22 protein-coding genes are annotated in these 24,883 nt (G+C 68.6%); 11 read left to right on the forward strand and 11 right to left on the reverse strand.

From position 1 onward, the window contains the following. The first annotated feature begins 140 nt into the window (after nt 1-140). Together D3654_RS12700 and D3654_RS12705 are read left to right on the forward strand one after the other, a co-directional pair. On the forward strand, nt 141-836 hold the full coding sequence (locus D3654_RS12700) for a GNAT family N-acetyltransferase (protein WP_120521859.1): 696 nt from the start codon (nt 141-143) through the stop codon (nt 834-836). A 67-nt stretch (nt 837-903) separates the two neighbouring features. Beyond that, complete coding sequence (locus D3654_RS12705) at nt 904-3,246, forward strand: DEAD/DEAH box helicase (RefSeq protein WP_120521860.1); 2,343 nt, start codon at nt 904-906, stop codon at nt 3,244-3,246. Between the two features lie 127 nt (nt 3,247-3,373). On the opposite strand, the gene D3654_RS12710 is transcribed toward D3654_RS12705, so the two are convergent. The 7 genes from D3654_RS12710 to ssd form a co-directional block, all read right to left on the reverse strand. Beyond that, entirely contained in the window at nt 3,374-3,808 is a 435-nt protein-coding gene (locus D3654_RS12710; protein ID WP_120521861.1) for an Rv3654c family TadE-like protein, read from the reverse strand. Continuing rightward, nucleotides 3,805-4,416 carry a TadE family type IV pilus minor pilin gene (locus D3654_RS12715; RefSeq protein WP_120521862.1) on the reverse strand — a complete coding sequence of 204 codons (612 nt, stop codon included), beginning with the start codon at nt 4,414-4,416 and terminating at the stop codon, nt 3,805-3,807. Before D3654_RS12715 ends, D3654_RS12710 begins: the two co-directional genes overlap by 4 nt. Then, nucleotides 4,413-4,799, reverse strand: coding sequence for a DUF4244 domain-containing protein (locus D3654_RS12720; RefSeq protein ID WP_245413213.1), 387 nt, complete (start codon nt 4,797-4,799; stop codon nt 4,413-4,415). Before D3654_RS12720 ends, D3654_RS12715 begins: the two co-directional genes overlap by 4 nt. A 142-nt stretch (nt 4,800-4,941) precedes the next feature. Further along, nucleotides 4,942-5,673 carry a type II secretion system F family protein gene (locus tag D3654_RS21035; RefSeq protein WP_425359415.1) on the reverse strand — a complete coding sequence of 244 codons (732 nt, stop codon included), beginning with the start codon at nt 5,671-5,673 and terminating at the stop codon, nt 4,942-4,944. Nucleotides 5,674-5,684: 11 nt separating this feature from the next. Beyond that, nucleotides 5,685-6,488, reverse strand: coding sequence for a type II secretion system F family protein (locus D3654_RS12730; RefSeq protein ID WP_120521864.1), 804 nt, complete (start codon nt 6,486-6,488; stop codon nt 5,685-5,687). Then, nucleotides 6,485-7,798, reverse strand: a complete 1,314-nt coding sequence (locus tag D3654_RS12735; protein WP_120521865.1) for a TadA family conjugal transfer-associated ATPase — start codon at nt 7,796-7,798, stop codon at nt 6,485-6,487. Before D3654_RS12735 ends, D3654_RS12730 begins: the two co-directional genes overlap by 4 nt. Continuing rightward, nucleotides 7,795-9,042: a septum site-determining protein Ssd gene (gene ssd, locus D3654_RS12740; protein ID WP_120521866.1), complete on the reverse strand. Its 1,248-nt coding sequence runs from the start codon at nt 9,040-9,042 to the stop codon at nt 7,795-7,797. Before ssd ends, D3654_RS12735 begins: the two co-directional genes overlap by 4 nt. A gap of 181 nt (nt 9,043-9,223) precedes the next feature. Between ssd and D3654_RS12745 the strand changes: the two genes are divergently transcribed. The 3 genes from D3654_RS12745 to D3654_RS12755 all read left to right on the forward strand — a co-directional run bounded on the left by D3654_RS12745 (nt 9,224) and on the right by D3654_RS12755 (nt 12,215). Beyond that, a complete protein-coding gene (locus D3654_RS12745) occupies nt 9,224-10,909 on the forward strand; it encodes a bifunctional 3'-5' exonuclease/DNA polymerase (RefSeq protein ID WP_120521867.1) in 1,686 nt (561 codons plus the stop codon). 43 nt (nt 10,910-10,952) lie between these two features. Continuing rightward, nucleotides 10,953-11,840, forward strand: a complete 888-nt coding sequence (locus tag D3654_RS12750; protein ID WP_162943727.1) for a CHAD domain-containing protein — start codon at nt 10,953-10,955, stop codon at nt 11,838-11,840. Between the two features lie 174 nt (nt 11,841-12,014). After that, a complete protein-coding gene (locus D3654_RS12755; RefSeq protein WP_120521869.1) occupies nt 12,015-12,215 on the forward strand; it encodes a YegP family protein in 201 nt (66 codons plus the stop codon). Nucleotides 12,216-12,239: 24 nt separating this feature from the next. On the opposite strand, the gene D3654_RS12760 is transcribed toward D3654_RS12755, so the two are convergent. From D3654_RS12760 to D3654_RS12770, 3 genes are read right to left on the reverse strand one after another with little or no spacing between them, the layout of a single operon-like run. Beyond that, a complete protein-coding gene (locus D3654_RS12760; protein WP_120521870.1) occupies nt 12,240-12,920 on the reverse strand; it encodes an NUDIX hydrolase in 681 nt (226 codons plus the stop codon). Further along, the gene (gene nth / locus D3654_RS12765; protein ID WP_120521871.1) at nt 12,917-13,720 is read right to left on the reverse strand and encodes an endonuclease III; all 804 of its coding nucleotides are present in this window, start codon (nt 13,718-13,720) and stop codon (nt 12,917-12,919) included. The genes D3654_RS12760 and nth overlap by 4 nt, the downstream gene beginning before the upstream one ends. A gap of 11 nt (nt 13,721-13,731) precedes the next feature. Then, on the reverse strand, nt 13,732-15,198 hold the full coding sequence (locus tag D3654_RS12770; RefSeq protein WP_245413214.1) for a hypothetical protein: 1,467 nt from the start codon (nt 15,196-15,198) through the stop codon (nt 13,732-13,734). A 337-nt stretch (nt 15,199-15,535) separates the two neighbouring features. On the opposite strand from D3654_RS12770, the gene acs reads away from it, so the two are divergent. From acs to D3654_RS12800, 6 genes are all read left to right on the forward strand, one after another. After that, a complete protein-coding gene (acs, locus tag D3654_RS12775; protein WP_120521880.1) occupies nt 15,536-17,581 on the forward strand; it encodes an acetate--CoA ligase in 2,046 nt (681 codons plus the stop codon). A 210-nt stretch (nt 17,582-17,791) separates the two neighbouring features. Beyond that, the gene (locus D3654_RS12780) at nt 17,792-19,108 is read left to right on the forward strand and encodes an ABC transporter substrate-binding protein (RefSeq protein WP_120521872.1); all 1,317 of its coding nucleotides are present in this window, start codon (nt 17,792-17,794) and stop codon (nt 19,106-19,108) included. Between the two features lie 114 nt (nt 19,109-19,222). After that, nucleotides 19,223-20,227, forward strand: coding sequence for a carbohydrate ABC transporter permease (locus D3654_RS12785; RefSeq protein WP_120521873.1), 1,005 nt, complete (start codon nt 19,223-19,225; stop codon nt 20,225-20,227). Then, on the forward strand, nt 20,224-21,135 hold the full coding sequence (locus tag D3654_RS12790; protein WP_120521874.1) for a carbohydrate ABC transporter permease: 912 nt from the start codon (nt 20,224-20,226) through the stop codon (nt 21,133-21,135). Before D3654_RS12785 ends, D3654_RS12790 begins: the two co-directional genes overlap by 4 nt. Before the next feature lie 6 nt (nt 21,136-21,141). Beyond that, on the forward strand, nt 21,142-23,247 hold the full coding sequence (locus tag D3654_RS12795) for a beta-galactosidase (RefSeq protein ID WP_120521875.1): 2,106 nt from the start codon (nt 21,142-21,144) through the stop codon (nt 23,245-23,247). Nucleotides 23,248-23,276: 29 nt separating this feature from the next. Then, the gene (locus D3654_RS12800; RefSeq protein ID WP_120521876.1) at nt 23,277-24,065 is read left to right on the forward strand and encodes a DeoR/GlpR family DNA-binding transcription regulator; all 789 of its coding nucleotides are present in this window, start codon (nt 23,277-23,279) and stop codon (nt 24,063-24,065) included. Between the two features lie 7 nt (nt 24,066-24,072). On the opposite strand, the gene D3654_RS21040 is transcribed toward D3654_RS12800, so the two are convergent. Then, nucleotides 24,073-24,768: a LacI family DNA-binding transcriptional regulator gene (locus tag D3654_RS21040; protein ID WP_162943728.1), complete on the reverse strand. Its 696-nt coding sequence runs from the start codon at nt 24,766-24,768 to the stop codon at nt 24,073-24,075. Nucleotides 24,769-24,883: the final 115 nt, after the last annotated feature.

Here is a 24,883-nt window from a genome sequence, read left to right on the forward strand (position 1 = left end):
CACGCATTTAAGGTTACCGGGCAGCGCCAAACCGGGGCGTCCGGAGGGTCCGGGCGCCCCGGTTTGGCGGCCCGGAGTGTTAACCCAGCTGTTACTACCTCCCCCTGTTGCTTCCCCGCCCCTGGGAATAGTCTCTCTACATGAGTCCAGACGCCTTGGTTGAAGACATCACGCATCTGCTGGAGGTCTGGGTGGCCGGTTGGGCCGGCTGCCGGGGCTATGAAACGCGCAAGGAAGGCCGGTTCCCTGCTGCGCTGCGGGCCGACAAAACCGGGGACTGGGAATACTTCGCCCACAACCCCTCGGATGCGGAGTTCGCCGAGCTGGCAGCAAGGACGGCAGAGACCCCGGCACGCATCCTGACCATCCTCAGCAACGACCTCGCCCGCTACACTTTCCTGGCCAACGAGCACCGCCTGCACATCACCTCCGCATCCCAGACCATGATGATCGTGGACATGGAGACCCAGGACGCCGAGGACCCCTGGCTCTCGGACGAGTCCCTGAAGCTCTCGACCTCCAAGAGCGGGGGCGTCCATTACGCCGAAGTCCGTGCCGGCGAGGAACTGGCCGCCAGCGGACGCGTGTGCGTTGTAGGCACCACGGCCGTCTTCGACAAGATCGTCACCGAACCGGCCTTCCAGCGCCGCGGCCTCGGCAGTTTCATCATGAAGGCACTCGCGGCCCAAGCGTTCGAACACGACGTCGAGAACGGCCTCCTGCTGGCATCCTTGGACGGCCAGAAACTTTACTCGCACCTCGGCTGGCGGAGCGTCAGCGGTGTCCTGATGCTGTCGACGTCGTCCACCCAGGACGGCGACCTCTCGGTGGACTGACCCCTTCGGTCGGGCGGACTGCGGGTTCCGTGAACCTGCGTCCCGGCGCCGGTGACAGAATGTTCTGGTGGATAACGCCGAATCGCTGATCTCCCTGCTGGGCCGTAGCCCGGACCCGGAGCAGCTCCGCCACGTCCACACGATTCCGGCCCGCAAAGCCGTGCACGAACCCTGGCCTGGGTGGGTGCACCCGGACATCGTCGAAGCCTACGGTTCGCTCGGAATCCATGAACCATACCGGCACCAGATCGAGGCTGCTGACCTCGCCCACGCCGGCGAACACGTGGTGATCGCAACGGGCACGGCGTCGGGCAAGTCCCTCGCCTACCAGTTGCCCGCTTTGGATGCGATCCACCGTTCAGAGCTGCGGGTCCTGTCGGAGCCGGGCAGGATCCACGACGACGGCGCCGTGGCCCTCTACCTCGCACCCACCAAGGCCTTGGCCGCCGACCAGCTCTCGGCCCTGCGCGCCCTCGGCCTGGATACGGTCCGCGCAGAAAGCTACGACGGCGACACCGACGTTTCGGCCCGGCGCTGGATCCGCGACCACGCGAACTTCATCCTGGCCAACCCCGACATGCTCCACTTCGGGATCCTCCCTAACCATCAATGGTGGGCACGCTTTTTCCGCCGCCTGCGCTACGTGATCGTGGACGAAGCCCACAGTTACCGTGGCGTGTTCGGCTCCCATGTGGCCAACCTGATGCGCCGGCTCCGACGCATCTGCGCCTACTACGGGGCGGGCACCTCCTTCCCCGAACCCGTCTTCATCGCCGCCTCTGCCACCGCTTCGGACCCGGGCACGTCATTCTCACGCCTCATCGGGGCCCCGGTCCGCGAAGTGTCCCGGGACAGTTCCCCGCACGGCGCCACCACCGTGGCGCTGTGGGAACCTGCCCTGACCGAGCTCAAAGGCGAAAACGGGGCCAGAACCCGGCGGACGGCCGTGGCGGAGACCGCTGACATCATGGCCAACCTGGTGTCCTCGAGGGTCCGGACCATTGCCTTCATCAAGTCCCGCCGTGGCGCGGAAAGCATCTCGTCCATCACCAAGAGGCTGCTCGACGAGGTGGACCCGAGCCTTCCCCGCCGTGTGGCCGCGTACCGCTCCGGCTACCTTCCCGAGGAACGCCGCGCCCTTGAGAAAGCGCTGCGCAACGGTGAGCTTCTGGGTGTGTCCAGCACCTCGGCCCTTGAGCTCGGGATCGACATTTCCGGGCTGGACGCCGTGCTCGTCGCCGGCTGGCCAGGGACCCGGGCTTCCCTCTTCCAACAGATCGGCCGGGCCGGGCGCGCCGGCCAGGACGCCGTCGCTGCATTCGTGGCCAGCGACGATCCCCTGGACACGTATCTGGTCAACCACCCCGAGGCGATCTTCGACGTCTCGGTGGAGGCCACGGTGTTCGATCCCGGAAACCCCTATGTGCTCGGCCCCCACCTCTGCGCCGCCGCGGCGGAACTGCCCATCGGAAGCTCCGAGCACAGCCTCTTCGGCCCCACGGCCGAGGGCCTGCTTGGCCAGCTCGTCGCCCAGGGCTACCTCCGGAGGCGACCTGCCGGCTGGTTCTGGACACATCCCGAAAGTGCCGCCGGGATGGTGAACCTGCGCAGCGACGGCGGCGGGCCTGTAAGCATTGTGGACGCCGAGTCCGGAACCCTCCTGGGAACCATGGACTCGCCCCAGACCCACTACCAGGCGCATACCGGCGCGATCTATGTGCACCAGGGCGACAGCTACCTGGTGGAGGAACTGAACGAGCAGGACCACTGCGTGGTGGTGCGGCGGACGAATCCCGATTACTACACCACTGCCCGGGACGTAACCCAGATTGAGGTGCTGCAGACGTTGCGCACCATGGAATGGGGCGACATTTCCGTCTACTTCGGTGAAGTGAAAGTGACGACCCAAGTGGTCTCCTTCCAACGAAAAGCCTTGGTTTCCAATGAGGTGCTGGGTGAGGAACCGCTCGAGCTGGGCGCCCGGGATCTCTTCACAAAGGCGGTCTGGTTTGTGGTGCACGGCCGTACGCTCCGTAACGCCGGCCTGATCGAGGCCCAGTTTCCCGGGGCCCTGCACGCCGCAGAACACGCTGCAATCGGGCTCCTTCCGCTCGTTGCGTCCAGCGACCGCTGGGACATCGGCGGGGTCTCCACCGCGCTCCACGCCGACACCGGGGTGCCGACCATCTTCGTGTACGACGGCCACCCAGGCGGGGCCGGCTTCGCTGAACGCGGCTACGAGAAGGCCCGCGTCTGGCTGACCGCCACCCGTGATGCGATCAAGGCCTGCGAATGTGAGAGCGGCTGCCCCTCCTGCGTCCAGTCCCCCAAATGCGGGAACAGGAACAATCCCTTGGACAAGGACGCCGCCGTGACCCTCCTCGACGTCCTGCTCAAGGACGCAGTGTAGGAGTACCAGGAGGGGCAGCAGTTCCCTGGGTGTGTCGGCGGCCCTTGGACGGCCGTGGGCCGCCGGTCGTGGGCGGTCGACCGCATGCCCGCGGGTTATGGTGGCGGCGTCACCATACGCCCGCGGGTTATGGTGGCGGGCCTGCCCGGGAACGCCCGGTGGCGCTTCCCAGGAACGAGCCCTGCATCAGCCGGGTCCGGACCTCCACGATGCCTCCGCCTGCAAGCAGGCAGGAGGTCAGCGACGCGTTGTTCTGGCGGGCCGTCTCCGCCGCCACCGTGCACGGATCCCCTGGCTTGAGTCCCCGTGCGACGTCCGCCGCTGCGAGTGCAGCCAGGTCCGCAGCCGCCGCGGCCCTTTGCGCGTGCACTCCGGCCTGGGCAAGGAGGAGTGCTGCGGTCAGGAGGCTGATGACAAGGAGACCCAGGCCGGCGGCGAGGATGGTCCCGGAACCCCGCTCCGATGGGCGCCAGGTAATCTGCCGGTCTCGGTGCCGGGCGGTGTTCCGGACTCGGTGCCCGTCAGGGTGCCCGGGCCCAGGGTCAGGTGACCCGCCCGTCATGCCACGGCTCCGCCCAAACGCAGCGGCCCGGGACCGGCATTCCCCGGCAACCCGCCGTCGTCGCCGCGCGTGTCATCGGCGCGCGTGTCATCGCCGCGAACGGGCCCGCCAAGGACCAGGAAGTCCACGCTTCCCTGCAGGCCGGGGATACGCGGGCGCGGAGCTGCAGTACGGTCGGGCACCTCGGTCCGGGCAGAGGCCCTCGCCGTGAGCGTCCAAGGAATCACGGCCCCGAAGGGCCCGCCGACCCGGGCGGACACCGTCACGTCCAGCCACTCCCCTTGCGTTGAAACGGCCGCCGTGGCAGTGTCCCCGGCCAGGCGACGGGCGATGCCTTCCACGGTTGCGGTGCCCTCGCCGCGGGCCAAGGCCCGCGCACCCGCCCTGGCCGCTTCCTCGATTCGTAGCTGGGTGATCCCCGCCGCGGCCCCGGCCAGCAACATGGCGAGAAGGAGGAGTACCGCGGGCAGGGCAACCGCGAACTCGGCCGTGACAGCGCCTCGGTCCTTCCCCGGACCGGGGCGCCCCTGCTTCCTGGGCGGGCGAGCCTTGGCCGTCACCCGGGGAAACCGCAGGCCCGCCTGTATGTGGCCGGGGCGCGGGCTCATGGCAGGGCGAGTGCCGTGCGGATAAGGTTCAGCAGGAAGCTCCTGACTTCCTCGCTCCGGAGCAGCACGACCAGGACGCCGGCAAAGCCGACGGCGGCCAGCGTAGCGATCGCGTACTCTGCAGTAGCCATCCCCAGTTCCGATGCCATGGCGCGGACCCGGCGTTTGGACCCGGGAGCCTCGCCGGCAGGACGCGACGAGCCGGGAAACAGCTCGACGACGGCTGCGAGGCCCTGTTCTTCGGCCATGGGCCGGTCGGTCCGGATTTCCGCCCGCTCGGCGGGCGCCGGGGCCATACCGGCGTCGCGATCGGGCCCGCCTCTTTCGCCGCCCAGGCGGCGGTCCGGGAAAGAGGCGGGGCGGGTGACGGTTTGGACATTCATGGTGTTTCCTTTCTCTGTGCCAGGCGGTGTTGCCGGCTGACTCCGACTCTTCCCTGTGCGACTTTCTGCGGTAAGAAGGGGGTTTCCGTAAGTGGAAAACTCCTTCGGCCTTTCCCTTGTGGAGGAAGACTGGCGGATGCTCTCAGCTGCCCGAAGGGAGCATGGCGAGGAGCACCGGCACCACACCCAGGCAGATGAAAGCCGGGAGGGAGCACAGGCCCAGGGGAACCACGAGCTTCACGCCCAGGGCAGCGGCCCGGCGTTCGGCGGATCGGAAGTCCTCCCGCCGGAGACGGTCAGCCTGGGCGTAGAGGACTGCGGAGGAGGGCGCGCCGGTGAGGGCCGCGAAGGCAAGCGAATCCCGCAGCCGGAGGGCCACATGGTTCTGGACGGCGGAACTACGCCAGACCGTGTCCCAATCGGCTCCGATGGCCAGCGCCGCCACCACCGGCCGCAGCGAATCCCGGACCGCAGGAGCCGAACAGGAAGCAATCAGTTCCAGCGCCCGGCCCAGCCCGGCTCCGGAGTCGAGGGCCGCAGCGGAGAGTTCAAGCATGATGGCGGTGCTCTCCAATCCCTCGTATCTCCGGCCTCTGCCGCCGGTTCCGCCCGGCCGGAACCGGCCAAACCACCCGAAAACGCCCTGACCAGGCACGCTGCGGCCAGCCTGTCCGGCAACCGGCGAAGCGAGGCCCGGGCCGAAATCCGGGTCTGGTCCGTGATCCGGGCCAGGGCCTGTGAAGCTGCCCCGGTTTGTGCCCGCCACCGGGTTTCGCAGCTGGCGGATGACGGCCCGACGCCGGTACCTCCCCGAACCTGGAAAGGCCAGGACTGCCGCAATGAACAGGAGCGCCGTGACGAAGGCAGCGGGCAGCAGTTCGCCCATCAGCTGCTCCCGGGCAACGAGTCGTGGTCCCCTGTCGCGGCCCGGACCAGCCGCACCGACCACATCCGTCCGGCTACCGTCAGGATGACTCCAGCCCCGAGCGCAGCCATGCCGAAGGGATTTCCAAGCAGGATGCCGAGTGGGTCGACGCCAAGCACTGTGCCGAGGGCGAGGCCGAACACGGGGAGCCAGCTCAGCAGGCGCACGGTGGCCTTCGGCCCGGCGAGCGCGGTCTGCCTGGCGGCCTCGGCGTCGTCCTCAGCCTCTAGGTGTGCTGCGTAGCGGCCGAATATGTCCGCGAGGGGGCAGCCGCTCGCTTCGGCGATGTCCAGGCAGTCCGCAAGCTCACCCCAGATCCGCTGCTCCTTGGAGCCAAGTTCCTTAGCACCGAGTTCTTTGGTGCCGGGCCGGGACGACGCAGAGGCCGCCGAGCGTATGGCCGCGGCAGCCGAAACGCCGAGCATCGACGCGGAACGAGCGGCGGAGAGAACAGCGACGGAGCCCTCCGACAGAGCCTGGCCGCCCTGAGTGACGCCGTTCGGTGCTTCGGCGGAACGGCCGTGCACGGCCCATGCCTCTTCCCAAAGCCGGGACGCGGAACGACCTCCGCGCAACAGCGCGGCCAGTTGCTGGACCAGCACGGCCAACGGGAGCTCCGCCACTTTCCTGCGCCGGCGCCAACGCCGCGATCTCCCCGGCTTGTCCCTGCCCAGAACCCGGTCCATGCGGCGGCCAGGGCCCGGCAGGTGGCCGACCGCCAACCACACGGCCGCAGCGAGGACCATGAGCAACAAGGGCATCATGCCGCGGGCTCCAACCCCACCGCGGGCTCCAACCCCACCGCGGGCTCCAACCCCACCGCGGGCTCCAACCCCATCCCAGGCAACGGCTCCGCCCCAAGCGACCCGCGCCCGGCCACGGGCTCCATGACCGGAAGTCCCAGCCTGGCGGCGAGGTCGGGCCAGGCCGGCCCGGCCGTCGTCGCGCCGTTGTTCATCTTCAGCGCCGGCACCACCGCCTGGCCGGCGGCCGTTTCCATCAGCACTCCGATGCAGCCGACGCTCCTGCCCGCCGGGGTGCGCTCCACGTGGATGACGACATCCAGTGCGCTGGCCACCTGGAGCCGGACGGCTTCCTGGCTCAGCCCGGCCAAGGCGCCGAGGGCGACCATACGGGCGGGAACCGCGGACGCGGTGTTGGCGTGGATGGTGCCGCCGCCTCCGGTGTGGCCGGTGTTGAGCGCGGTCAGCAGTTCCCTGACCTCAGCGCCGCGGCATTCGCCGACAATGAGGCGGTCGGGTCGCATGCGCAGAGCTTGCCGGACCAGTTCGCCGAGGTCCAGGACGCCTCCGCCCTCAAGGTTCCCGTGCCGGGATTCCAAGGACACCACATGCGGGTGCACGGGGTTCAGCTCGGCGGCGTCTTCGATGAGGACGAGCCTCTCCGCGGCGGCACACAGTCCCAGCAGGGTGGAAAGCAGCGTGGTCTTGCCGGATCCCGTGGCCCCGCTGATCAGGAAGCTCAACCTCCGCTCCACGATGGCTTCGAGGATCCGCTGCGTCCGGGCGTCGAACATGCCACCGGCCCGCAGCTCGTCCAGGGTGAAGACCTCCTCCCGCCTGATGCGCACCGAGAGCAAGGTTCCCGCCGTGGAAATCGGCGGCAGCACGGCGTGCACCCGGTACCCGCCCTTGAGCCGGACATCCACGCAGGGTGAACCGTCGTCGAGCCGCCTCCCGCCGGCCGAGACCAGCCGCGAGGCCAGGGCCCGGATTTGCTCTTCGCCGTCAAACCGGACGGCGGACGGTTCCAGTCCGTGCCCGCGGTCAAACCATACGGAGTCAGGACCGTTCACGAAGACGTCCGTGACCGCCGGATCGCGGACCAGCTGCTGGAGCGGACCCAGTCCGTTGAGCTCGGCACTGATGGTGTCGACGGCGGCCAAGGCGCCCGCGGTGCCGAGCAGCCGGCCGGTAGCGTGGACCGCGGCGGCCACCCGGGACGGAGTGACCGGACCGGCGTCGGACATCACTGTTTCCCGGACGCTCTCAAGAAGCGCGGCATCGAGCCGCCGGTCCCGGCGGAGGCGTTCGCCCCGGCGTTCCTGGGTCATTCCGCACCGTCCTCAAGGAGGTCGAGAACCGGGGCGGCGAAACGGCGCACCGAGCGGCGCTTGCCGAAGTCGAGCAACCTGCCGGTTTCGGCGGCGGCCGCGGTTCCCCGCAATTCAGGCAGGACCGCGTGCAGCCGCAAGCCCAGGGATTCCGCGATGACTCCGCCGTCCAGGGCACTGCCTTTCCCGCCGCGCACCACGAGGGCCGCGTCTACTGGCGGGAGGTCCTGGAGGAGCCTCGCCGCGGCGACGGCGGCGCGCAACTGCGCCGGGGAAACGACGAGGATCCGGTCGCAGTCCCAGGCGAAGCCGCGCAGGGGTTCCGTTCCCCGGCCGATGTCGACGACGACCAGTTCGAAGGCGCGCCGCCCGGCGTCCATGACGGCAGCCACGGCGAGCGCGTCCGGCTGGGCGGTCCTGTCCCGTTTGCCCGGCCAGGACAGGAAGGCAAAGCCGCCGGCCGTGGGCAGGGAGCCGGCAAGCTGCTCGGGATCGATGCTGCCCTTGGCGTCGGCGAGGTCCTGCCAGCGCAGCCCCGGGGTGTCCTCGGCGGCCAGGCTCAGCTCCAGTCCGCCGCCCCGGGGATCGCCGTCGATGAGGAGGGTCCGGACGCCGTGCGCGGCCGCTTCCTGGGCCAGCCAGATGGCGGCCGTCGAGGCACCGGCGCCGCCGCACGCCCCAGTGAGCCCGAGGACAAGCCCTCCGGGTTCCGGCGCCTGCGACTTACTCAGATGCTCGGCGAGCCAGGCAGCCCCTTCGGGCAGCACCGCGACGCGTTCCGCACCGAGCCCTGCCGCCAACTGCCACAGCCGGTCCCCTTCAGCGGCGAGCCCGAGGAGGACGGCGGGAGCCCGACGCCGGGGCGGGAGTTCGTGGATGTCGCTGCCGAGCAGGACAGTCCCGGCCGAGTCCCAGAACGGCAATGCCTCCTCCGCGCTGATGGCCGTCCGCAGTTCCGCCCCGAGGGCAGCGACGACCCGTTCCGTCTCGGCCTGGAGCCTGGGGTTGCCGGTGACCAGCAGGACGTGGGTCCCCTCGCTTGGCAGCCAGGGCGGCTCCCCCGGATCGCCGTGGGATTCCCGCCGCGTGCCCCTGCGCCTACCGTGCGCGTCCGCAGCCGGTGGTCCGGCTCCAAGCAGCCCTGCTTCCGCCCGCACGGATGCCGGCAGCAGGGCTTCCGCCCGCAAAGAGTCCGCCGAATACGCGCCGGAACCGTTCCCATCCTGGATGTGCTGCCTGCTCATGAAGCCACTGTCCGCGGGACGGATCCACCCCGGAAGGACCGTATCCGCCTATGTGGACAACCTCCCGGAAGCAGCCCTGTGGAGGAACAGTGGAGGACTTGTGGAGGAGCCCTCACGGATCAGGACGGTACTTGTCCTGAATGCGCAAGGAGACCCCGGAACACAGGGCAAAATTGTCATCATGTATCTGCTGCTCGCCGCCCACCCGCAGGGGGCAGCCATCCAGGAAACCAGCGCCGAGGGAACCCCGCTTTCCGAACCTCGGCCCATCAGCCTGACCGAACTCCACGCCGTCGTACGCGACATGGAAAACGGGCGGCCGCGCTGGATCTGGAACCGCACTCCGGATTGGTACCCGGCTCTGCTCGCCGCCGGGGTGCGCCTGGAGCGCTGCCACGACCTCACGCTATGCCGCACGATCCTCGCTTTCTCCGAGTTCACCGCGCACACCGATTACGCCCGGAGCGCCGCCGCGCCGGCCATCGACGAAGAGAGCGGCGTGGTGAAGGCGTTCGCCCCGCCCCCTCCGCCCGCAGACCAGGAAGCGCTCTTCGACACACCCGCTGCGAACGGCCACGCACCCGGACTCGACGAGCTCCGGACCGAGTTCGCCGCACAGCAACAGGCGGTGAAGGAGGCAGCGAATGGACACCGCCAACGCCTCCAGCTGCTCCTGGCGGCGGAGTCGGCCGGGGCCATGGTCGCCGCCGAAATGCAGCACAGCGGGGTGCCCTGGCGGGAGTCACTGCACGAGGACATCCTGCGCCACTACCTCGGCCCGCGCCCGGCACCTGGCCACCGCCCGGCCGCCCTCGAAGCGCTGTGCACCGAGCTCCGCGGGCTCCTCAACTCCCCTAAATTGAACCCCGATTCCCCGCAGGAACTGATCCGTGCCCTGCACCGCAACGGCATCGAAGTCAGCTCCACCAGGCAGTGGGAGCTCAAGGAATCCACGCATCCGGCGATCGGGCCGCTGCTGGAGTACAAAAAGCTGTCGCGCCTCTTCACCGCGAACGGCTGGGCCTGGCTGGACGCCTGGGTGGGCGGCGGCCGTTTCCGGCCCGAGTATGTGGTGGGCGGGGTGGTTTCCGGCCGCTGGGCATCCCGCGGCGGCGGGGCCCTGCAGATCCCGAAGCAGATCCGCGGGGCCGTGCATGCGGATCCGGGGCACAAGCTGATCGTGGCCGACGCCGCGCAGCTCGAACCCCGTGTCCTCGCCGCCCTCGCCCAGGATCCCCGCCTGGCCGAGGCCGCACGCGGCAAGGACCTGTACGCCGGGATCGCCGCCCAAGGCTTCGGCGGCGACCGTTCCAAGGCCAAGATCGCGATGCTCGGGGCAATGTACGGCGCCACCACAGGCGAATCCGGCCGCCTGATGCCCCAGCTCGCCCGGACCTACCCGCGCGCTGTCGGGTATGTGGAGCAGGCGGCGCGCGACGGCGAAGCGGGCCGGACGGTGACGTCCCGCCTCGGGCGCAGCAGCCCGCCGCCCTCGGAGCGCTGGGTGCGCAGCCAGAGGTCGACGACGGCGGAAGAGCAGCGCCGTGCCGACGCCATCGCCCGTTCCCGCGGCCGTTTCACGCGGAACTTCGTGGTCCAGGGTTCGGCTGCGGACTGGGCGTCCTGCTGGCTGGCAGAACTGCGACGGCGGCTCCGGGCCTTGGGTGCTGAGGGGTCGCCGACCGGCGAGCTGGTCTTCTTCCTGCACGACGAGGTCATGGTCCATGCTCCGGAGGCGGCTGTTCCGGCGTGCGTCCGGGCGGTCGAGGAAGCGGCCGCCGCCGCGACGGAGCTGCTGTTCGGGACGGTTCCCCTGGAGTTTCCGGTGAGTGTCGCCGTCGTCGATTCCTACGACCAGGCCAAGTAAGCGGCCCCTTGTACCGGCCGGGCGGCCGGAGGACGATGGGCGCGTGGGAAAGAAAGCCCGGAAGGCGTTGGAGGCCTACACGGCGGCGCAGCTCAACGAGCTGGACAACGCCCTGCCCTTGCTTGCTTCGACAGACCACGAAGCGGTCCACCGCTGCCGGCTGGCAATCCGCAGGCTCCGTTCCGTCCTTGCCTGCTACCGCGGGCTGGTCACGAAGCTGCCGAAGCCCGTCCGCAAGGACATCCGGTGGCTGGCTACCTCGCTGGGTGAGGCCCGGGATGCCCACGTCCTGGCACAAAGGATGCGGCTGTCCATCGATGCGCAGGAGTCCTGGGAATCCCCGGACGCGCTCTACAGCTCGGTGGGGATGCTCGACTCCGCCGCCGGGCGGGCCGCCGCCAGGCTTGGCCGGAAGAAGCGGGCCCGCCGTGTGGTCAATGCGGTCCGGGCGTCGCTGGCTGCCGGGCAGGCACCCAGGATCCGGAAACCGGCACTGGCCTCCCGCCTGCAGGAGCAATGGGACCGCATGCGCGAGCAGCTGGAGGGCGGTGCCGCCGGCACGGACCAGGCCGCCCGCAACACCGGCCTGCATGAGGCCCGCAAGGACATCAAGCGGCTGCGCTACGCCGCGGAAGCCGTGACCGAGGTGTTCGGCCCCGACGCGTCCGCGATCATCCAGCCAGCCATCACCCTGCAGCGGCTCCTCGGCGAACAGCACGATGCCGTCGTCGCCGGGGAATGGCTAGTCTCACTGGAAGGCGGGCCGGGGATCGACGCGCGGGACCTGCACCTCCTGGTGGACGTGGAGTTGCGCCGGCAGGCCCGGGCGGAAGGGGAATTCCGCCGTGCGGCCGTCGAATATCCCATTCCGGCGCCCCGGCGGGCCTTGAATTTCCACGCTGCCGCCCCGGAGGCGGAGCCCGTAACGTAACCCCCGCACGCCCACGGACGCCAGTCAAAAGTCAGGTTGTGACCGGCCTGAAGGCCCCAAGCGTAAGCTACGTCACAGTAACTTTCGGAGCCTCCTTCCACTCGCTAGCCTCTAAGGACGGCCGTGACGAACAGGCCGCGGACATGCAAAGACGCATTCATAGGGGGACACACCGTGGCCGGACGATTCGAAATTCACAGGGGCAACGACGGCGCCTACCGTTTCAGGCTCACCGCGGCCGACGGCACGCTGGTGGCTGAGTCGCCGCAGTTCAAGCACCTCAGCGCAGCCGTGGCGGGCATCGACGCCGTCCGGGAAAACGCCGCCACGGGCATCATCGTGGACCGCACCAAGTCCTACCGCGCGGCTGCTTAACCGGAAGACGCGTGGCCGGGCTGCTCACAGCTGGATCTGGTGCAGCCGTTCTTCGTCCCATGGGAGGGTCCAGCCCAGGGCTTCGAAGAGCCCGTTGAGCACCATCGCCGTGAAACCCCACACCACCACGCCGTTCACCAGGAACACCGGGCTGGTGAAGGTCCGTCCGCCGCGGCTGAGGGTGCCCATGTAGCGGTTGGCCGGGTCGAGGAGGTCCCGTACCGGGACCCGGAACACCTGCGCGGACTCCGCATAGTCCACCACCCGGACCGGCGACGGCGACGCCCACCACGCCAGCACCGGCGTTACCACGAAATTGCTGCGGCTCAGCCCGACGTCCGGCATGGGTCCGAGCACCTGCACTCCGCCGACGTCGAGGCCTGTTTCCTCGACTGCTTCGCGCAGGGCGGCGGCAACCGCCGATTCGTCCCGGGGGTCGATGCTCCCGCCAGGGAACGCCACCTGCCCGGGATGGTCGCCGAGGGTGTGTGCGCGTTCCAGGAGCAGCACGTCGAGGTCGGCGGGCACCACGTCCTTGGTGGACTTCGCCGGGACGTCGTCGAGCACGCCGAACAGCATGAGGATCGCGGCTTTCCGGGCCAGGCCCGGGTCGACCTCGCCGACCGCGATGCGCGGATCCGACGCCGGGTGGTCCCCGGACTCGATCCTGGAAACGAGGTACAGCAGGTCCCCGAGCGCCGTCACTTCCGTGCCCTCCTCAGCTCCAGCTGGGACTCCATGCGGATCTCGGCGGCCCGGGCGGTTTCAGCCAGCAGCCTTTCCAGCAGGTCCTCCTGGCCCGGCGCGAGCTCGTACTTGAGCAGCTTGGCAGCCTTGGCCGGGTCGGTTTCGCCGGCGCCGTAGCTGGGACACCAGTTCGCCACCGGGCAGGCACCGCAGGCGGGCCGCCGGGCATGGCAGATCCTGCGCCCGTGGAAGACCACACGGTGTGAGAGCATCGTCCAGTCCTTGGGTTCGAACAGTTCCGCGACGTCGAATTCGATCTTCACGGGGTCCTCGGAGTCCGTCCATCCGAACCTGCGGGCGAGCCTGCCGAAGTGGGTGTCCACCGTGATGCCAGGGACGCCGAAGGCGTTCCCCAGCACCACATTCGCCGTCTTGCGCCCGACGCCGGGAAGCGTCACCAGGTCCTCGAGCCTGCCCGGCACCTCGCCGTCGAACTCGTCCACCAGTCGGGTGCTCAGGGCCAGCACGTTCTTCGCCTTGGCCCGGTAGAAGCCCGTCGGCTGCAGGATCGCCTCCAGCTCAACGGGGTCCGCCTCCGACATCGCCCGCGCATCCGGGTACCGGGCGAACAGGATCTTGGTGACCTGGTTGACCAGGACATCGGTGGTCTGTGCGGAGAGCACCGTGGCGATGACCAGTTCAAACGGGTTGCGGAAATCCAGTTCCGCATGGGCATACGGATACTTCTCCGCAAGTTCCTTGTTGATCCTGCGGGCGCGGCGCTTCAGCGCCAGAGGGGTTTCGACGGCGGCGGGCACGGTGGTCCTGTTCAGCCGCGTTCGATGTGGCTGAGGTCGCGCAGGACGCCGAGCCTTCCGTCGGTGTTCTGGACAAGGAATTCCCCGCCGCGGTCTTCGAGCGCGAGCACCCAGCCGCCCGGTTCGATCGTGAAGGCCGGGGCGCCGCTGTGCTCGTCGACAGCAACGCGGGACTGGGGCACGGCGAACCAGAAGGCCTCGTAAACCGGTTCCGGGGATACCTCGGGGCGGCTGGCCGGATCAACGGTGGCACCAATGGGCTCCGCTGTGCGGGCAACCTGGGGGTAGGCGGCGGTTGCCTGGCCGCGGTCGACCACAGGGTGGGCCATCGTTGCCGGAATCTCCTGCCCCGCAGGTGCCGGGGCCGCGGGGGTGCCGCCCTCGGGCGCCTCCGTCCTGCTTTCCCCGGCAGAACCGGGAGCCGGCGGCGCACCGGTGGTGGCCGGCGTCGGGACCACCGCGAACGGTCCGCCCGAGGCGGGTGCACCGGCAACGGGGCCGGCCGGGGCGGGAACGGCGGACTTCCGGGCCGGCTTCGGCGTTTTAGGGGCGGCGGGCTTCCGGAAAGGCGCGACGGCGTCACGCGCCACCACGTGGGCGGTTGACTCGGAGCGGTCCTTGAAGTCGTCGCACAGCACCGGGATGTGCGGGGCAAGGACGGTGCCGGCCAGCAGGCCGAGCGACCCCACGAGGCCCAGCAGCAAGGAGCCGCTGAAGTCGACGGCAATGCTCAGGAAGTAGAGGGCCACGGAGAAGGACGCCACCACCGAGGCGAACTGGTCGACGGACAGCGATCCGATCCGCAGCGGATTCTGCGGCTGCAGGCGCCGGGTCACGAACAGTCCGGCCACCGTCACGGGCAGGATGATGCCCAAGCCCAGGAAGAAGAGGCTGCCGAGGTTCCAGAGGTTGTAACCGCCGAACATCGGAAGCAGCGAAGCCACGAACAGGAATAGCACGGAGCCGAAGACCAGGACGTCGCGTGCCGTGAACGGCCCCGCCACCGCCGTGGCCGCCGGCCGGCCCGCCTGAACAGGGCCGGTCTGAGCAGGGTCGGTCTGAACAGGGGCGGCCTGCGCGGGAGCAGCCTGTGCGGGACCAGCCTCCGCTGCTGGCGCCGCACCCGCCTGCTTGGTGGTGCCATCCTGCCCCGAAGGCCCGGCGGGAGCGGGCTGAACGGCATGAGCGATCTGGACGGAAGGATCGGGCTGAACAGCAGGAGCGACCTGAACGGAAGGATCGGCCTGCGCGTGCGAACCGCCCTGCGCGGGCGAACCGTCACGCTCCGGAGCGCCGCCTTGCGCCGGGGCACCGTGCTGCACCGAAGAACTGCCCTTTTCCGGGGCCCCGTCCTGCACGGGATCGGCCGTCTGCGTGGAGGCCGGAACGCCTTCGGCCGGGGAGGCCTGCCCGGCACCTGGAGTCGGTGCCCCTTGCTTCGCCGCACCGTTTTCGGGGGCGGGTTTCATCTCGGTCATGACAAGTTCTCCTTTGCACTGCTGTGCGGGTACGGCAGTGTCCCGGCCGGTCGCAACGGCACGGGCCGGACACGCGGCTGGCGCCGGCGGTCCACGCCCCGGAACCCTTTCAGCCTATGCCACGGCCCTGACAGCCCCCTAGCCGCTCGGCGCGAAATCGGCACCGCTCACGGCCGGAATGTGACCGGGCACACTCCCGGAGCAGCCGAGGCGATAATGTGTATGGCGGAAAGCATTCTGCGGTATTTCCGCGGGAACGCACAGCGACGTGATCTGCCGCCGCGCGTCCCGGCGGCAGCCTCCCCGCAGCGAAAAGATCGACGAAGATGAGGTCCACATGTCCCAGGACGCCAAGGAGTCAACGGTCACCGTTGCCCCCTCCACTACAGTCGCCACCGACGCCGGAAACGGCGACGCCCTGGAAAACCTGCTGCACGAAGACCGGAAGTTTGCGCCGTCAGCGGAATTCGCCGCGAACGCGGTGGCCGGGGCCGGGGAGTACACCGAAGCCGCGGCGGACCGTCCGGCGTTCTGGGCGAAGCAGGCCCGTGAACTGCTGACATGGAACAAGGACTTCGGCCAGGCCCTGGACTGGTCCGAGCCGCCGTTCGCGAAGTGGTTTGTGGGCGGCGAAGTCAACGCCGCCTACAACGCCCTGGACCGGCACGTGGAGAACGGGCTCGGGGACCGGGTGGCCATCTACTTCGAGGGCGAGCCCGGGGACACCCGCACCATCACCTACGCGGAACTGACCGAGGAAGTCAAGAAGGCCGCGAACGCGTTCGAAGCCCTCGGGGTGGCCAAGGGCGACCGGGTGGCCGTGTACCTGCCGATGATCCCCGAGGCCGTGATCACCCTGCTGGCCTGCGCCCGGATCGGCGCCGTGCACTCGGTGGTGTTCGGCGGCTTCTCCGCCGATGCCCTGCGCTCCCGCATCGATGACGCCGAGGCCAAGCTCGTGGTCACGGCGGACGGCACCTACCGGCGCGGCAAGCCCAGCCCGCTCAAGCCGGCCGTGGACGAAGCCCTGGCCAAGGAAGGCCATACCGTGCAGAACGTCGTGGTGGTCAAGCGCAACGGCGAGTCCGTGAACTGGGTGGAGGGCCGGGACCATTGGTGGGCCGACACGGTCGACGCCGCACCCGCCGGGCACACCGCCGTCGGGCACGACTCCGAACACCCGCTGTTCATCCTCTACACCTCCGGCACCACAGGAAAGCCCAAGGGCATCCTGCACACCACCGGCGGCTACCTCACCCAGACCGCGTACACCCACAAGGCCGTGTTCGACCTGCACCCGGATACGGACGTGTTCTGGTGCACCGCCGACGTCGGCTGGATCACCGGGCACTCCTACGTCGCCTACGCCCCGCTCGTCAACGGCGCCACCCAGGTCATGTACGAAGGCACCCCGGATTCCCCGCACCAGGGCCGCTGGTGGGAAATCGTGGAGAAGTACAAGGTCTCCATCCTCTACACCGCCCCCACCGCGATCCGCACCTTCATGAAATGGGGCAAGGACATCCCCGCCGGGTACGACCTGTCCTCCATCCGTGTCCTTGGCTCGGTGGGCGAACCCATCAACCCCGAAGCGTGGATGTGGTACCGGGACTCCATCGGCGCCAACGCCGGGAAGAACGGCGAGAAGAAGGAGAACCCGGCCCCGATCGTGGACACCTGGTGGCAGACCGAAACCGGCGCCCAGATGATCGCGCCCCTGCCCGGCGTCACCTCAACCAAGCCCGGCTCCGCGCAGGTCCCGCTGCCCGGCATCGCCATCGACGTGGTGGACGAAACCGGCGAATCCGTCCCTGACGGACACGGCGGCTACCTCGTGATCCGCGAACCCTGGCCCGCCATGCTGCGCGGCATCTGGGGCGACCCCGAACGCTTCAAGGACACCTACTGGTCCCGCTTCGAGAACACCTACTTCGCCGGCGACGGCGCCAAGAAGGACGAAGACGGCGACATCTGGCTGCTCGGCCGCGTGGACGACGTCATGAACGTCTCCGGCCACCGCCTCTCCACCACCGAAATCGAGTCGGCCCTGGTGAGCCACCCCGCTGTGGCCGAAGCCGCCGTCGTCGGGGCCGCGGACGAGACCACCGGCCAGGCCGTCGTCGCGTTCGTCATCCTCCGCGGCGACGCGGTCAACAACGGCGACGCCACCGTCCTCGAACTGCGCAACCACGTGGGCAAGGAAATCGGCCCCATCGCCAAGCCCAAGCACGTCCTGGTGGTCCCCGAGCTGCCCAAGACCCGCTCCGGCAAGATCATGCGCCGCCTCCTCAAGGACGTCGCCGAGGGCCGCGAACCCGGCGACGCCACCACCCTCTCGGACCCCACGATCATGTCCCAGATCGCCGAATCCCTGCGGAAGTAGCGGCACCGGAGAGCGCCCCAAACAACACCACAAACAGCGCCGCGAAGCGGCGGCTTCCCCGCAAAGGAAGCCGCCGCTTTCGCCGCTAAAGGCCCAATTAGGGTCCACCACCAGAATGTTATATATAGTTCTTTCCTGTTCTCTTTTGAGCGTATATAGTCGAAACCTAGTGAGATACCTCACAGGCACCACGCTTTCAAGGGAGAGAACATGGCAGCTAACATCGACCCGTTCCAAGCGGCCCGCAATGTGGGTCCGGGACGGCGCACCATCCTGAAAACGCTCGGCATCGGTGCTGCCGGGCTCGCCGGAATTCCGTTGCTCGCCGCATGCACCGGCGGTTCCGGACCGGCTCCCGGAGCCACCTCGAACAGCCTCACCTTCGGCTCGGGCTCCTCGGACGAAGTACCCAAGAACGCCTACAAGGCAGTCACGGACGCGTTCACCAAGAAGTCCGGCATCACCGTCGCCACCAACGTTGTCCCGCACAACGATTTCCAGAACAAGATCAATTCCTACCTCCAGGGCAGCCCGGACGACGCGTTCACCTGGTTCGCCGGCTACCGCATGCAGTACTACGCGGGCAAGGGCCTGCTGGCTCCCGTGGACGACGTCTGGGAGAAGATCGGCGGCAACTTCTCGGACGCCATGAAGAAGGCCTCCACCGGGCCCGACGGCAAGATGTACCTGGTCCCGAACTACAACTACCCCTGGGGCTTCTTCTACCGGAAGAGCTTCTGGGCCGCGAAGGGCTACGAGGTCCCGAACACCTTCGACGAGCTGAAGACCCTGGCCGCCAAGATGAAGGGCGACGGCATCATCCCGATCGGCTTCGCGGACAAGGATGGCTGGCCGGCCATGGGCACCTTCGACTACATCAACATGCGCCTGAACGGCTACCAGTTCCACGTCGACCTCACCGCCCACAAGGAAAGCTGGGACCAGAAAAAGGTCAGCGACGTCTTTGACACCTGGAAGGCGCTCCTGCCGTTCCAGGACCCCGCCGCCCTCGGCCAGACGTGGCAGGACGCCGCCAAGGCCCTCGAAGCCAAGAAGACCGGCATGTACCTCCTGGGCTCCTTCGTCACGCAGCAGTTCACCGATCCGGCCGTGCTCGCAGACATCGACTTCTTCCCGTTCCCGGAGATCGCCGTCGAAGGCACCGACGCCGTCGAAGCCCCGATCGACGGCCTGCTCCTGTCCAAGAAGGGCGGCGACAACAAGGCGGCCCGCGACTTCCTCGAATTCATGGGCACCGCGGAGGGCCAGAACGCCTACGCGGCCGTGGACGCTTCCAACATCGCCACCGTCAAGGGCGCCGACACCTCCAAGTTCACCCCGCTGAACAAGAAGTGCGCGGACACCATCGCCAACGCCAAGTACATCAGCCAGTTCCTCGACCGCGACGCGCTCCCCGCCATGGCCAACAACGTGATGATCCCCGCCCTGCAGTCCTTCATCAAGGACGGCACCGTGGACGTCAAGAACCTCGAGGCGCAGGCCAAGGCCCTCTACGCCGCCCAGTAACCGCCGCTATTCCGCGCGGGTCACCTCGCGCTCCGGAATCCCCAGGACAGGTACGACGACGGCGGACCCCACCCGCCGTCGTCGGGCCCCCTCCCGAAAACCGAAGGAATCCCCATGAGCACTACCGCCGAAAAGCCGGCCGCCCCGGACAGCGAACCCGGCACGGCCGGGCAGTCCCTGGCCGCACTGGGACGCCGCGGCGTCGGACGGCGGACCATCAGGACCGGCAGGGTCCGCCGCCTCACGCGGCGGGACAGGCTGGTCCTCGCGGTCATGGTGGGCCTGCCCACCCTGATCCAGCTGCTGCTGGTCTGGCTGCCAACGCTTTTCTCGATCGCGCTGAGCTTCACCCGCTGGAACGGCCTGGACCTGAAGGACATCAAGCCCGCCGGGACCGACAACTACCGCTTCGTGGTCGAGGACTATCCGCCGTTCTGGCCCGCCATGCAGCACAACATCCTGTGGCTCGTCTTCCTGGCCCTCATCGCCACCCCACTCGGCCTGCTGCTGGCCGTGTTGCTGGACCAGAAGATCCGCGGCAGCAAGATCTACCAGAGCATCTTCTTCACGCCCGTCATGCTGTCCCTGGCCCTGATCGGCATCATCTGGCAGCTGTTCTACAACCGCGACAGCGGGCTGCTGAACTACCTCCTGGGCACCGCCGGCACCCCCGCGGCCGTGGACTGGTTCGGTGACTCGAACGTCAACATCTGGGCCGCGATGGTCGCGGCCACCTGGCGGCACGCCGGCTACGTCATGATCCTGTACCTGGCCGGGCTCAAGGGCGTGGACCCATCGCTGCGCGAAGCCGCGTCGATCGACGGCGCCAACGCCGTGCAGACCTTCTTCCGTGTGGTGTTCCCCGCCATGCGGCCCGTGAACATCGTGATCGTGGTGATCACCATCATCGAGTCGCTGCGGGCCTTCGACATCGTCTACATCATCAACCGCGGCACCAACGGCCTCGAACTGTTGAGTGCCTTGGTCATCCAGAACCTCGTGGGCGAAGGCCAGGTGATCGGCGTCGGCTCGTCCCTCGCCGTGATCCTCCTGGTGATCTCGCTGATCCCGATCGTCTTCTACCTCATCCGCACCTTCGGCAAGGAGAGCAAGGCATGAGCACCCTCGCCAGCCCCGCACCGCGCACCGCCTCCTCCGCCGGCATTCCGCGCAAGGCAGGCAAGCGCCACTACGGCACCCATATCTTCCTGGCGGTCATGGCCGTCATGTGGCTGATCCCCCTCCTCTGGTCCGTGTACACCGCGCTGCGGCCCAAGGCGGATACGGACAAGTACGGCTACTTCAGCGTCGGCGGTGCCTTCAACTTCGACAACTTCATCCAGGCGTGGACGCAGGGCGGCTTCTCGAAGTACTTCATGAATTCCCTGCTCATCACCGTCCCGTCGGTGCTGTTGACCCTGTTGTTCGCCTCCATGATGGCGTTCGCCGTCTCGCGGGTGAGCTGGAAGTTCAACGTCACGCTGCTGATCATGTTCACGGCCGGCAACCTGCTGCCCCCGCAGGTCCTCGCCGCGCCGCTGTTCGAAATGTTCAAGCACCTCACGCTGCCCTACTCATTCAGCGACTCGGGCAACCTGCTCAACACCTACATTTCGGTCATTGCGGTGGACACCGCGTTCCAGATCGGCTTCTGCACCTTCGTGCTGTCCAACTACATGAAGGCCCTGTCCTCGGACCTGACCGAGGCCGCGCTCGTGGACGGCGCCGGGATCTGGCGGCAGTACTGGAACATCATCCTGCCCCTGTGCCGGCCTGCCCTGGCCGCCCTGGGCACCCTGGAAGTCATCTTCATCTACAACGACTTCTTCTGGCCGCTGCTTTTCATCCAAAGCGGCGACCGGCTGCCCGTCACCACCGCCATCAACAACCTGCAGGGCCAGTTCCTCAGCAACTACAACCTGATCGCGGCCGGAGCCATGATCACCCTGATACCCACCCTGATCATCTACCTCGTGCTGCAGCGCCAATTCGTGGCCGGTCTCACGCTCGGTTCCAGCAAAGGATAAGAACGCATGACCATGGATTACATCGTCGACAAACTGGGCGGCCGGATCGCCTTCGGCGGGGACTACAACCCCGAGCAGTGGCCCAAGGAGGTCTGGAAGCACGACGTCGCCCTCATGAAGGAAGCCGGCGTCAACCTGGTGAGCGTCGGCATCTTCAGCTGGGCTTTGCTGGAGCCCGAGGAAGGCCGCTACGAGTTCGGCTGGCTGGATGAGGTCCTGGACCTGCTCCACGCCAACGGAATCAGCGTGGACCTTGCCAATGCGAGCGCCTCTCCCCCGCCGTGGTTCAGCCGCAAGTACCCCGATTCGCTGCCGGTCAACGCCGACGGCGTGCGGCAGAGCTACGGCTCCCGGCAGGCCTTCGCGGCGTGCTCGCCGGACTACCGCCGGGCGGCAGCAGCCCTGACGACGGCGATCGTCGAGCGCTACGCCGGGCACCCCGCCGTCGTGATGTGGCACGTCCACAACGAGTACGGCTGCCACAACCAGCCGGATTTCGGCCCGCACGCCGAGCGCGGCTTCCAGGAATGGCTGGAGCGCAAGTACGGCAGCCTGGACGCCCTCAACGATGCCTGGGGCACGGCCTTCTGGTCGCAGCACTACTACGACTGGGCCGAGATCCTGCCGCCGCGCCGCTCCGGAACCTGGGTGAACCCCACCCAGCAGTTGGACTTCGCGAGGTTTTCCTCCGACGCGCTCCTCGAGTGCTTCACCGCCGAGGCGGACATCATCCGGGCCCGTTCCAAGCACCCGGTCACCACGAACTTCATGGGCTTCAACATGGGCCTGAACGCCCCCGTGGATTACTGGCGCTGGTCCGGGCACATGGACGTGGTGTCCAACGACCACTACCTGATCGCCGACGACGAGCGGAACTTCCAGGACCTCGCCATGACCGCGGACCTCACCCGCGGCTGGGCACAGGGGAAGCCGTGGCTGCTGATGGAACACTCCACCTCTGCGGTCAACTGGCAGCCCCGCAACGTAGCCAAGGCGCCAGGCGAAATGCTGCGCAACTCCCTGCAGCATGTGGCCCGCGGAACCGACGGCGTGCTGTTCTTCCAGTGGCGGGCCTCCCGGGCCGGTGCAGAGAAGTACCACTCCGGGCTGGTCCCGCACGCCGGCCGCGACACCAAGGTGTGGCGCGAGGTGGTGGAACTCGGCCGCGTACTGGAAAACATCTCGGCAGTGGCCGGCTCCACGGTCCAGGCCGAGGCCTGCATCATCCATGACACCGACGCCCGCTGGGGCAGCGAACTGGACTCGCACCCCAGCGAAGACGCCCGGAACCTTCCCGAAACGCGGCGCTGGCACGACGCCCTCTACCGGGCCGGCATCACCACGGACATCCGGCAAAGCACTGACGATCTCTCCGCCTACAAGCTGGTGGTCGCGCCGATGCTGTACCTCGTCACCGATGAGGGCGCGGCCAAGCTCCACGAATACGTGGAAGGCGGCGGCACCCTGGTGCTCACATACTTCTCGGGCATCGTGGACGAGAACGACCACATCCGGATGGACGCGGTGAACGGCGGCGGCTACCCGGGGGCATTCTCCGAGTTGCTCGGCGTGAGCATCGAGGAGTTCTTCCCCCTGCGTTCCGGCGACGCCGTGGGGCTGAGCCGCTTCGGTTCCGGGACGCTGTGGAGCGAGCTGGGTGCGGCGGCCGGCGCCGAGGTCCTCGCGACGTTCGACGGCGGAGCTGGCGACGGCGGCGCCCGCACCGGTTCAGGGCCCGACGGCGGTGCCCGCACGGGCGGCGCGCGCATCGGCGTCGGGGGCTCCCCCGCGGTGACCCGCCGCGCCGGTTCCGCAGGCCGCGGAGCCGCCTACTACGTGGCCACCAGCCTCGGGCGCGAAGGACTGTCCGAACTGGTCGAGCTGATCTGCTCCGACGCCGGCGTGGAACCGGTGCTCGGCATCCGCCCTCCGGAAGACGTGGAAATCGTCCGCCGCAGCAACGGCGCCAAGGACTGGACCTTCGTCATCAACCACGGCGGGCAGGACGTCACGGTGCCGCTCGACGGCGTCGATCTCCTGGCCGCGTCGCCCACCGGGGGTACGCTAAACCTTGCTGCGGGAGGCGTCGCCGTCGTCGAAACCTCCCGCTAGCCCGCCACGAACCGTCCAGAAAGGCTCCGATGCTCCAGGCCGCACGCCACACTGCCATTGTCGACGCCGTCCAGCGCGAACGGGTCGTGCGCGTCACGGACCTGGCCCAGGCCCTTGGCGTTTCCGCCATGACCGTCCGGCGGGACATCGAAAGCCTTGAGGAGGCCGGGCTCGTGGAACGCATCCACGGCGGCGCCAAGCTGCCGGGCGATGCCCGCACCCACGAGCCCGGCTTCGAACAGAAATCCACGCAGGCCATCACCGAAAAACAGGCCATCGCGCTCGAGGCCGCCAAGCTGGTCAAGGAGGGTTCCGCGATCGGCCTGAGCGCCGGAACCACCACCTACGAGCTCGCCAAGCTCCTGCTGGACGGACCGCGGATCACGGTGGTCACCAACTCCATCAGGATCGCCGAGTTGTTCCACCACGATCCCGGCACCGGCCGCCGCGGCACCTCGGTGATCGTCACGGGCGGGGAGCGCACGCCGTCGGACGCGCTCGTGGGTCCGATCGCGACGTCGGCGCTCAAGCAGCTGCACCTGGACACCCTGTTCCTCGGCGTGCACGGCATGGACGCCCAGGCCGGCTTCACCACCCCCAACCTCCAGGAAGCCGAAACCAACAAGGCGTTCATGGCCTCGGCCCGCAATGTAGTGGTCTTGGCCGACAACAGCAAGTGGGGAACCGTGGGCATCGCATCGATCGCCGGGCTGGAAGACGCCGACGAGCTGATCACCGATTCCGGCCTGGGCGAAGAAGCGCGCCGGGTGCTGGCCGACGGCGTCGGCAAACTGCGGATCGCCGAAGGCCAAGGTTAGCTGGCTCCTAGCGGGTGCCCGCCGCGAGGTAGTCGACGGCGAGACTGACGCCATGACCGCCGGCACCGGCGATCACCGTGGTGCAGGCTGCCGACAGCAGGCCCGCCCAGGCCTCACCCGGGCGGTACGGATTTCCGGGAATGACCTCGACGACGGGGCACGGGGCGACAGCCACGGCGTCCCTCAGCACCGCCGAAGCGTGCACGGCGCGGCCGGCCCCGACGACGATGCCCAGCACCGAATCATCGGCGCCCTGCAGGACGGCGGCAGCAGCCGCGCCGTCGGCGACGGTCACGTACCGGATGGAGACTCCGCCGCGTGCTGCGAAGATCTCCGGTGCGGCATCCGGTTCGGTGAGGACGAGGATGGTACGCCCCGGTGACCCGCCCCGAGGCGACGACCACCGGGTGCCGCGGGCCCGGCCCAGCTCGGATGCCGCCGTCGACGGGACATAGCCAAGGCCGCTCGCGGCCTCCAGTACGCGCTGCCGGGTGGCGGCTGCGACCTTGGGCACTCCGCGCAGGGCACGCGACACCGTCGCGGTCGAGACCCCCGCGGCCGCGGCGACGTCGCGGATGTCGGCGGCCCTGGCCTGTGCGGGTGCGGCCGGAACGGATGTGCCCGAAGCGGCCGGTGCGGGTGCGGCCGGTGCGGGTGCGGCCGGTGCGGATGCATCCCGCGCGGACCCGCCAAGGACGGCCATGGAGCGGACCATTAGCCCCGGTAGCCGCGGGGGTTGTTTTTTTGCCAGCGCCAGTGGTCTTCGGTCATTTGGTCGATGGTTTTGGTGGTGGACCAGCCCAGGTCTGCCAGGGCGG

It is taken from the genome of Arthrobacter celericrescens (assembly GCF_003614925.1).
GTDB lineage: Bacteria > Actinomycetota > Actinomycetes > Actinomycetales > Micrococcaceae > Arthrobacter > Arthrobacter celericrescens.

Excerpts from the sequence above, each read along its gene's own strand:
- D3654_RS12700 (WP_120521859.1), top strand. The coding sequence starts at position 141 with ATGAGTCCAGACGCCTTGGTTGAAGACATCACGCATCTGCTGGAGGTC.
- D3654_RS12710 (WP_120521861.1), bottom strand. The coding sequence starts at position 3,808 with ATGACGGGCGGGTCACCTGACCCTGGGCCCGGGCACCCTGACGGGCAC.
- D3654_RS12715 (WP_120521862.1), bottom strand. The coding sequence starts at position 4,416 with ATGAGCCCGCGCCCCGGCCACATACAGGCGGGCCTGCGGTTTCCCCGG.
- D3654_RS12720 (WP_245413213.1), bottom strand. The coding sequence starts at position 4,799 with ATGAATGTCCAAACCGTCACCCGCCCCGCCTCTTTCCCGGACCGCCGC.
- D3654_RS12730 (WP_120521864.1), bottom strand. The coding sequence starts at position 6,488 with ATGATGCCCTTGTTGCTCATGGTCCTCGCTGCGGCCGTGTGGTTGGCG.
- D3654_RS12735 (WP_120521865.1), bottom strand. The coding sequence starts at position 7,798 with ATGACCCAGGAACGCCGGGGCGAACGCCTCCGCCGGGACCGGCGGCTC.
- ssd (WP_120521866.1), bottom strand. The coding sequence starts at position 9,042 with ATGAGCAGGCAGCACATCCAGGATGGGAACGGTTCCGGCGCGTATTCG.
- D3654_RS12745 (WP_120521867.1), top strand. The coding sequence starts at position 9,224 with ATGTATCTGCTGCTCGCCGCCCACCCGCAGGGGGCAGCCATCCAGGAA.
- D3654_RS12770 (WP_245413214.1), bottom strand. The coding sequence starts at position 15,198 with ATGACCGAGATGAAACCCGCCCCCGAAAACGGTGCGGCGAAGCAAGGG.
- acs (WP_120521880.1), top strand. The coding sequence starts at position 15,536 with ATGTCCCAGGACGCCAAGGAGTCAACGGTCACCGTTGCCCCCTCCACT.
- D3654_RS12780 (WP_120521872.1), top strand. The coding sequence starts at position 17,792 with ATGGCAGCTAACATCGACCCGTTCCAAGCGGCCCGCAATGTGGGTCCG.
- D3654_RS12785 (WP_120521873.1), top strand. The coding sequence starts at position 19,223 with ATGAGCACTACCGCCGAAAAGCCGGCCGCCCCGGACAGCGAACCCGGC.
- D3654_RS12790 (WP_120521874.1), top strand. The coding sequence starts at position 20,224 with ATGAGCACCCTCGCCAGCCCCGCACCGCGCACCGCCTCCTCCGCCGGC.
- D3654_RS12795 (WP_120521875.1), top strand. The coding sequence starts at position 21,142 with ATGACCATGGATTACATCGTCGACAAACTGGGCGGCCGGATCGCCTTC.
- D3654_RS12800 (WP_120521876.1), top strand. The coding sequence starts at position 23,277 with ATGCTCCAGGCCGCACGCCACACTGCCATTGTCGACGCCGTCCAGCGC.
- D3654_RS21040 (WP_162943728.1), bottom strand. The coding sequence starts at position 24,768 with ATGGCCGTCCTTGGCGGGTCCGCGCGGGATGCATCCGCACCGGCCGCA.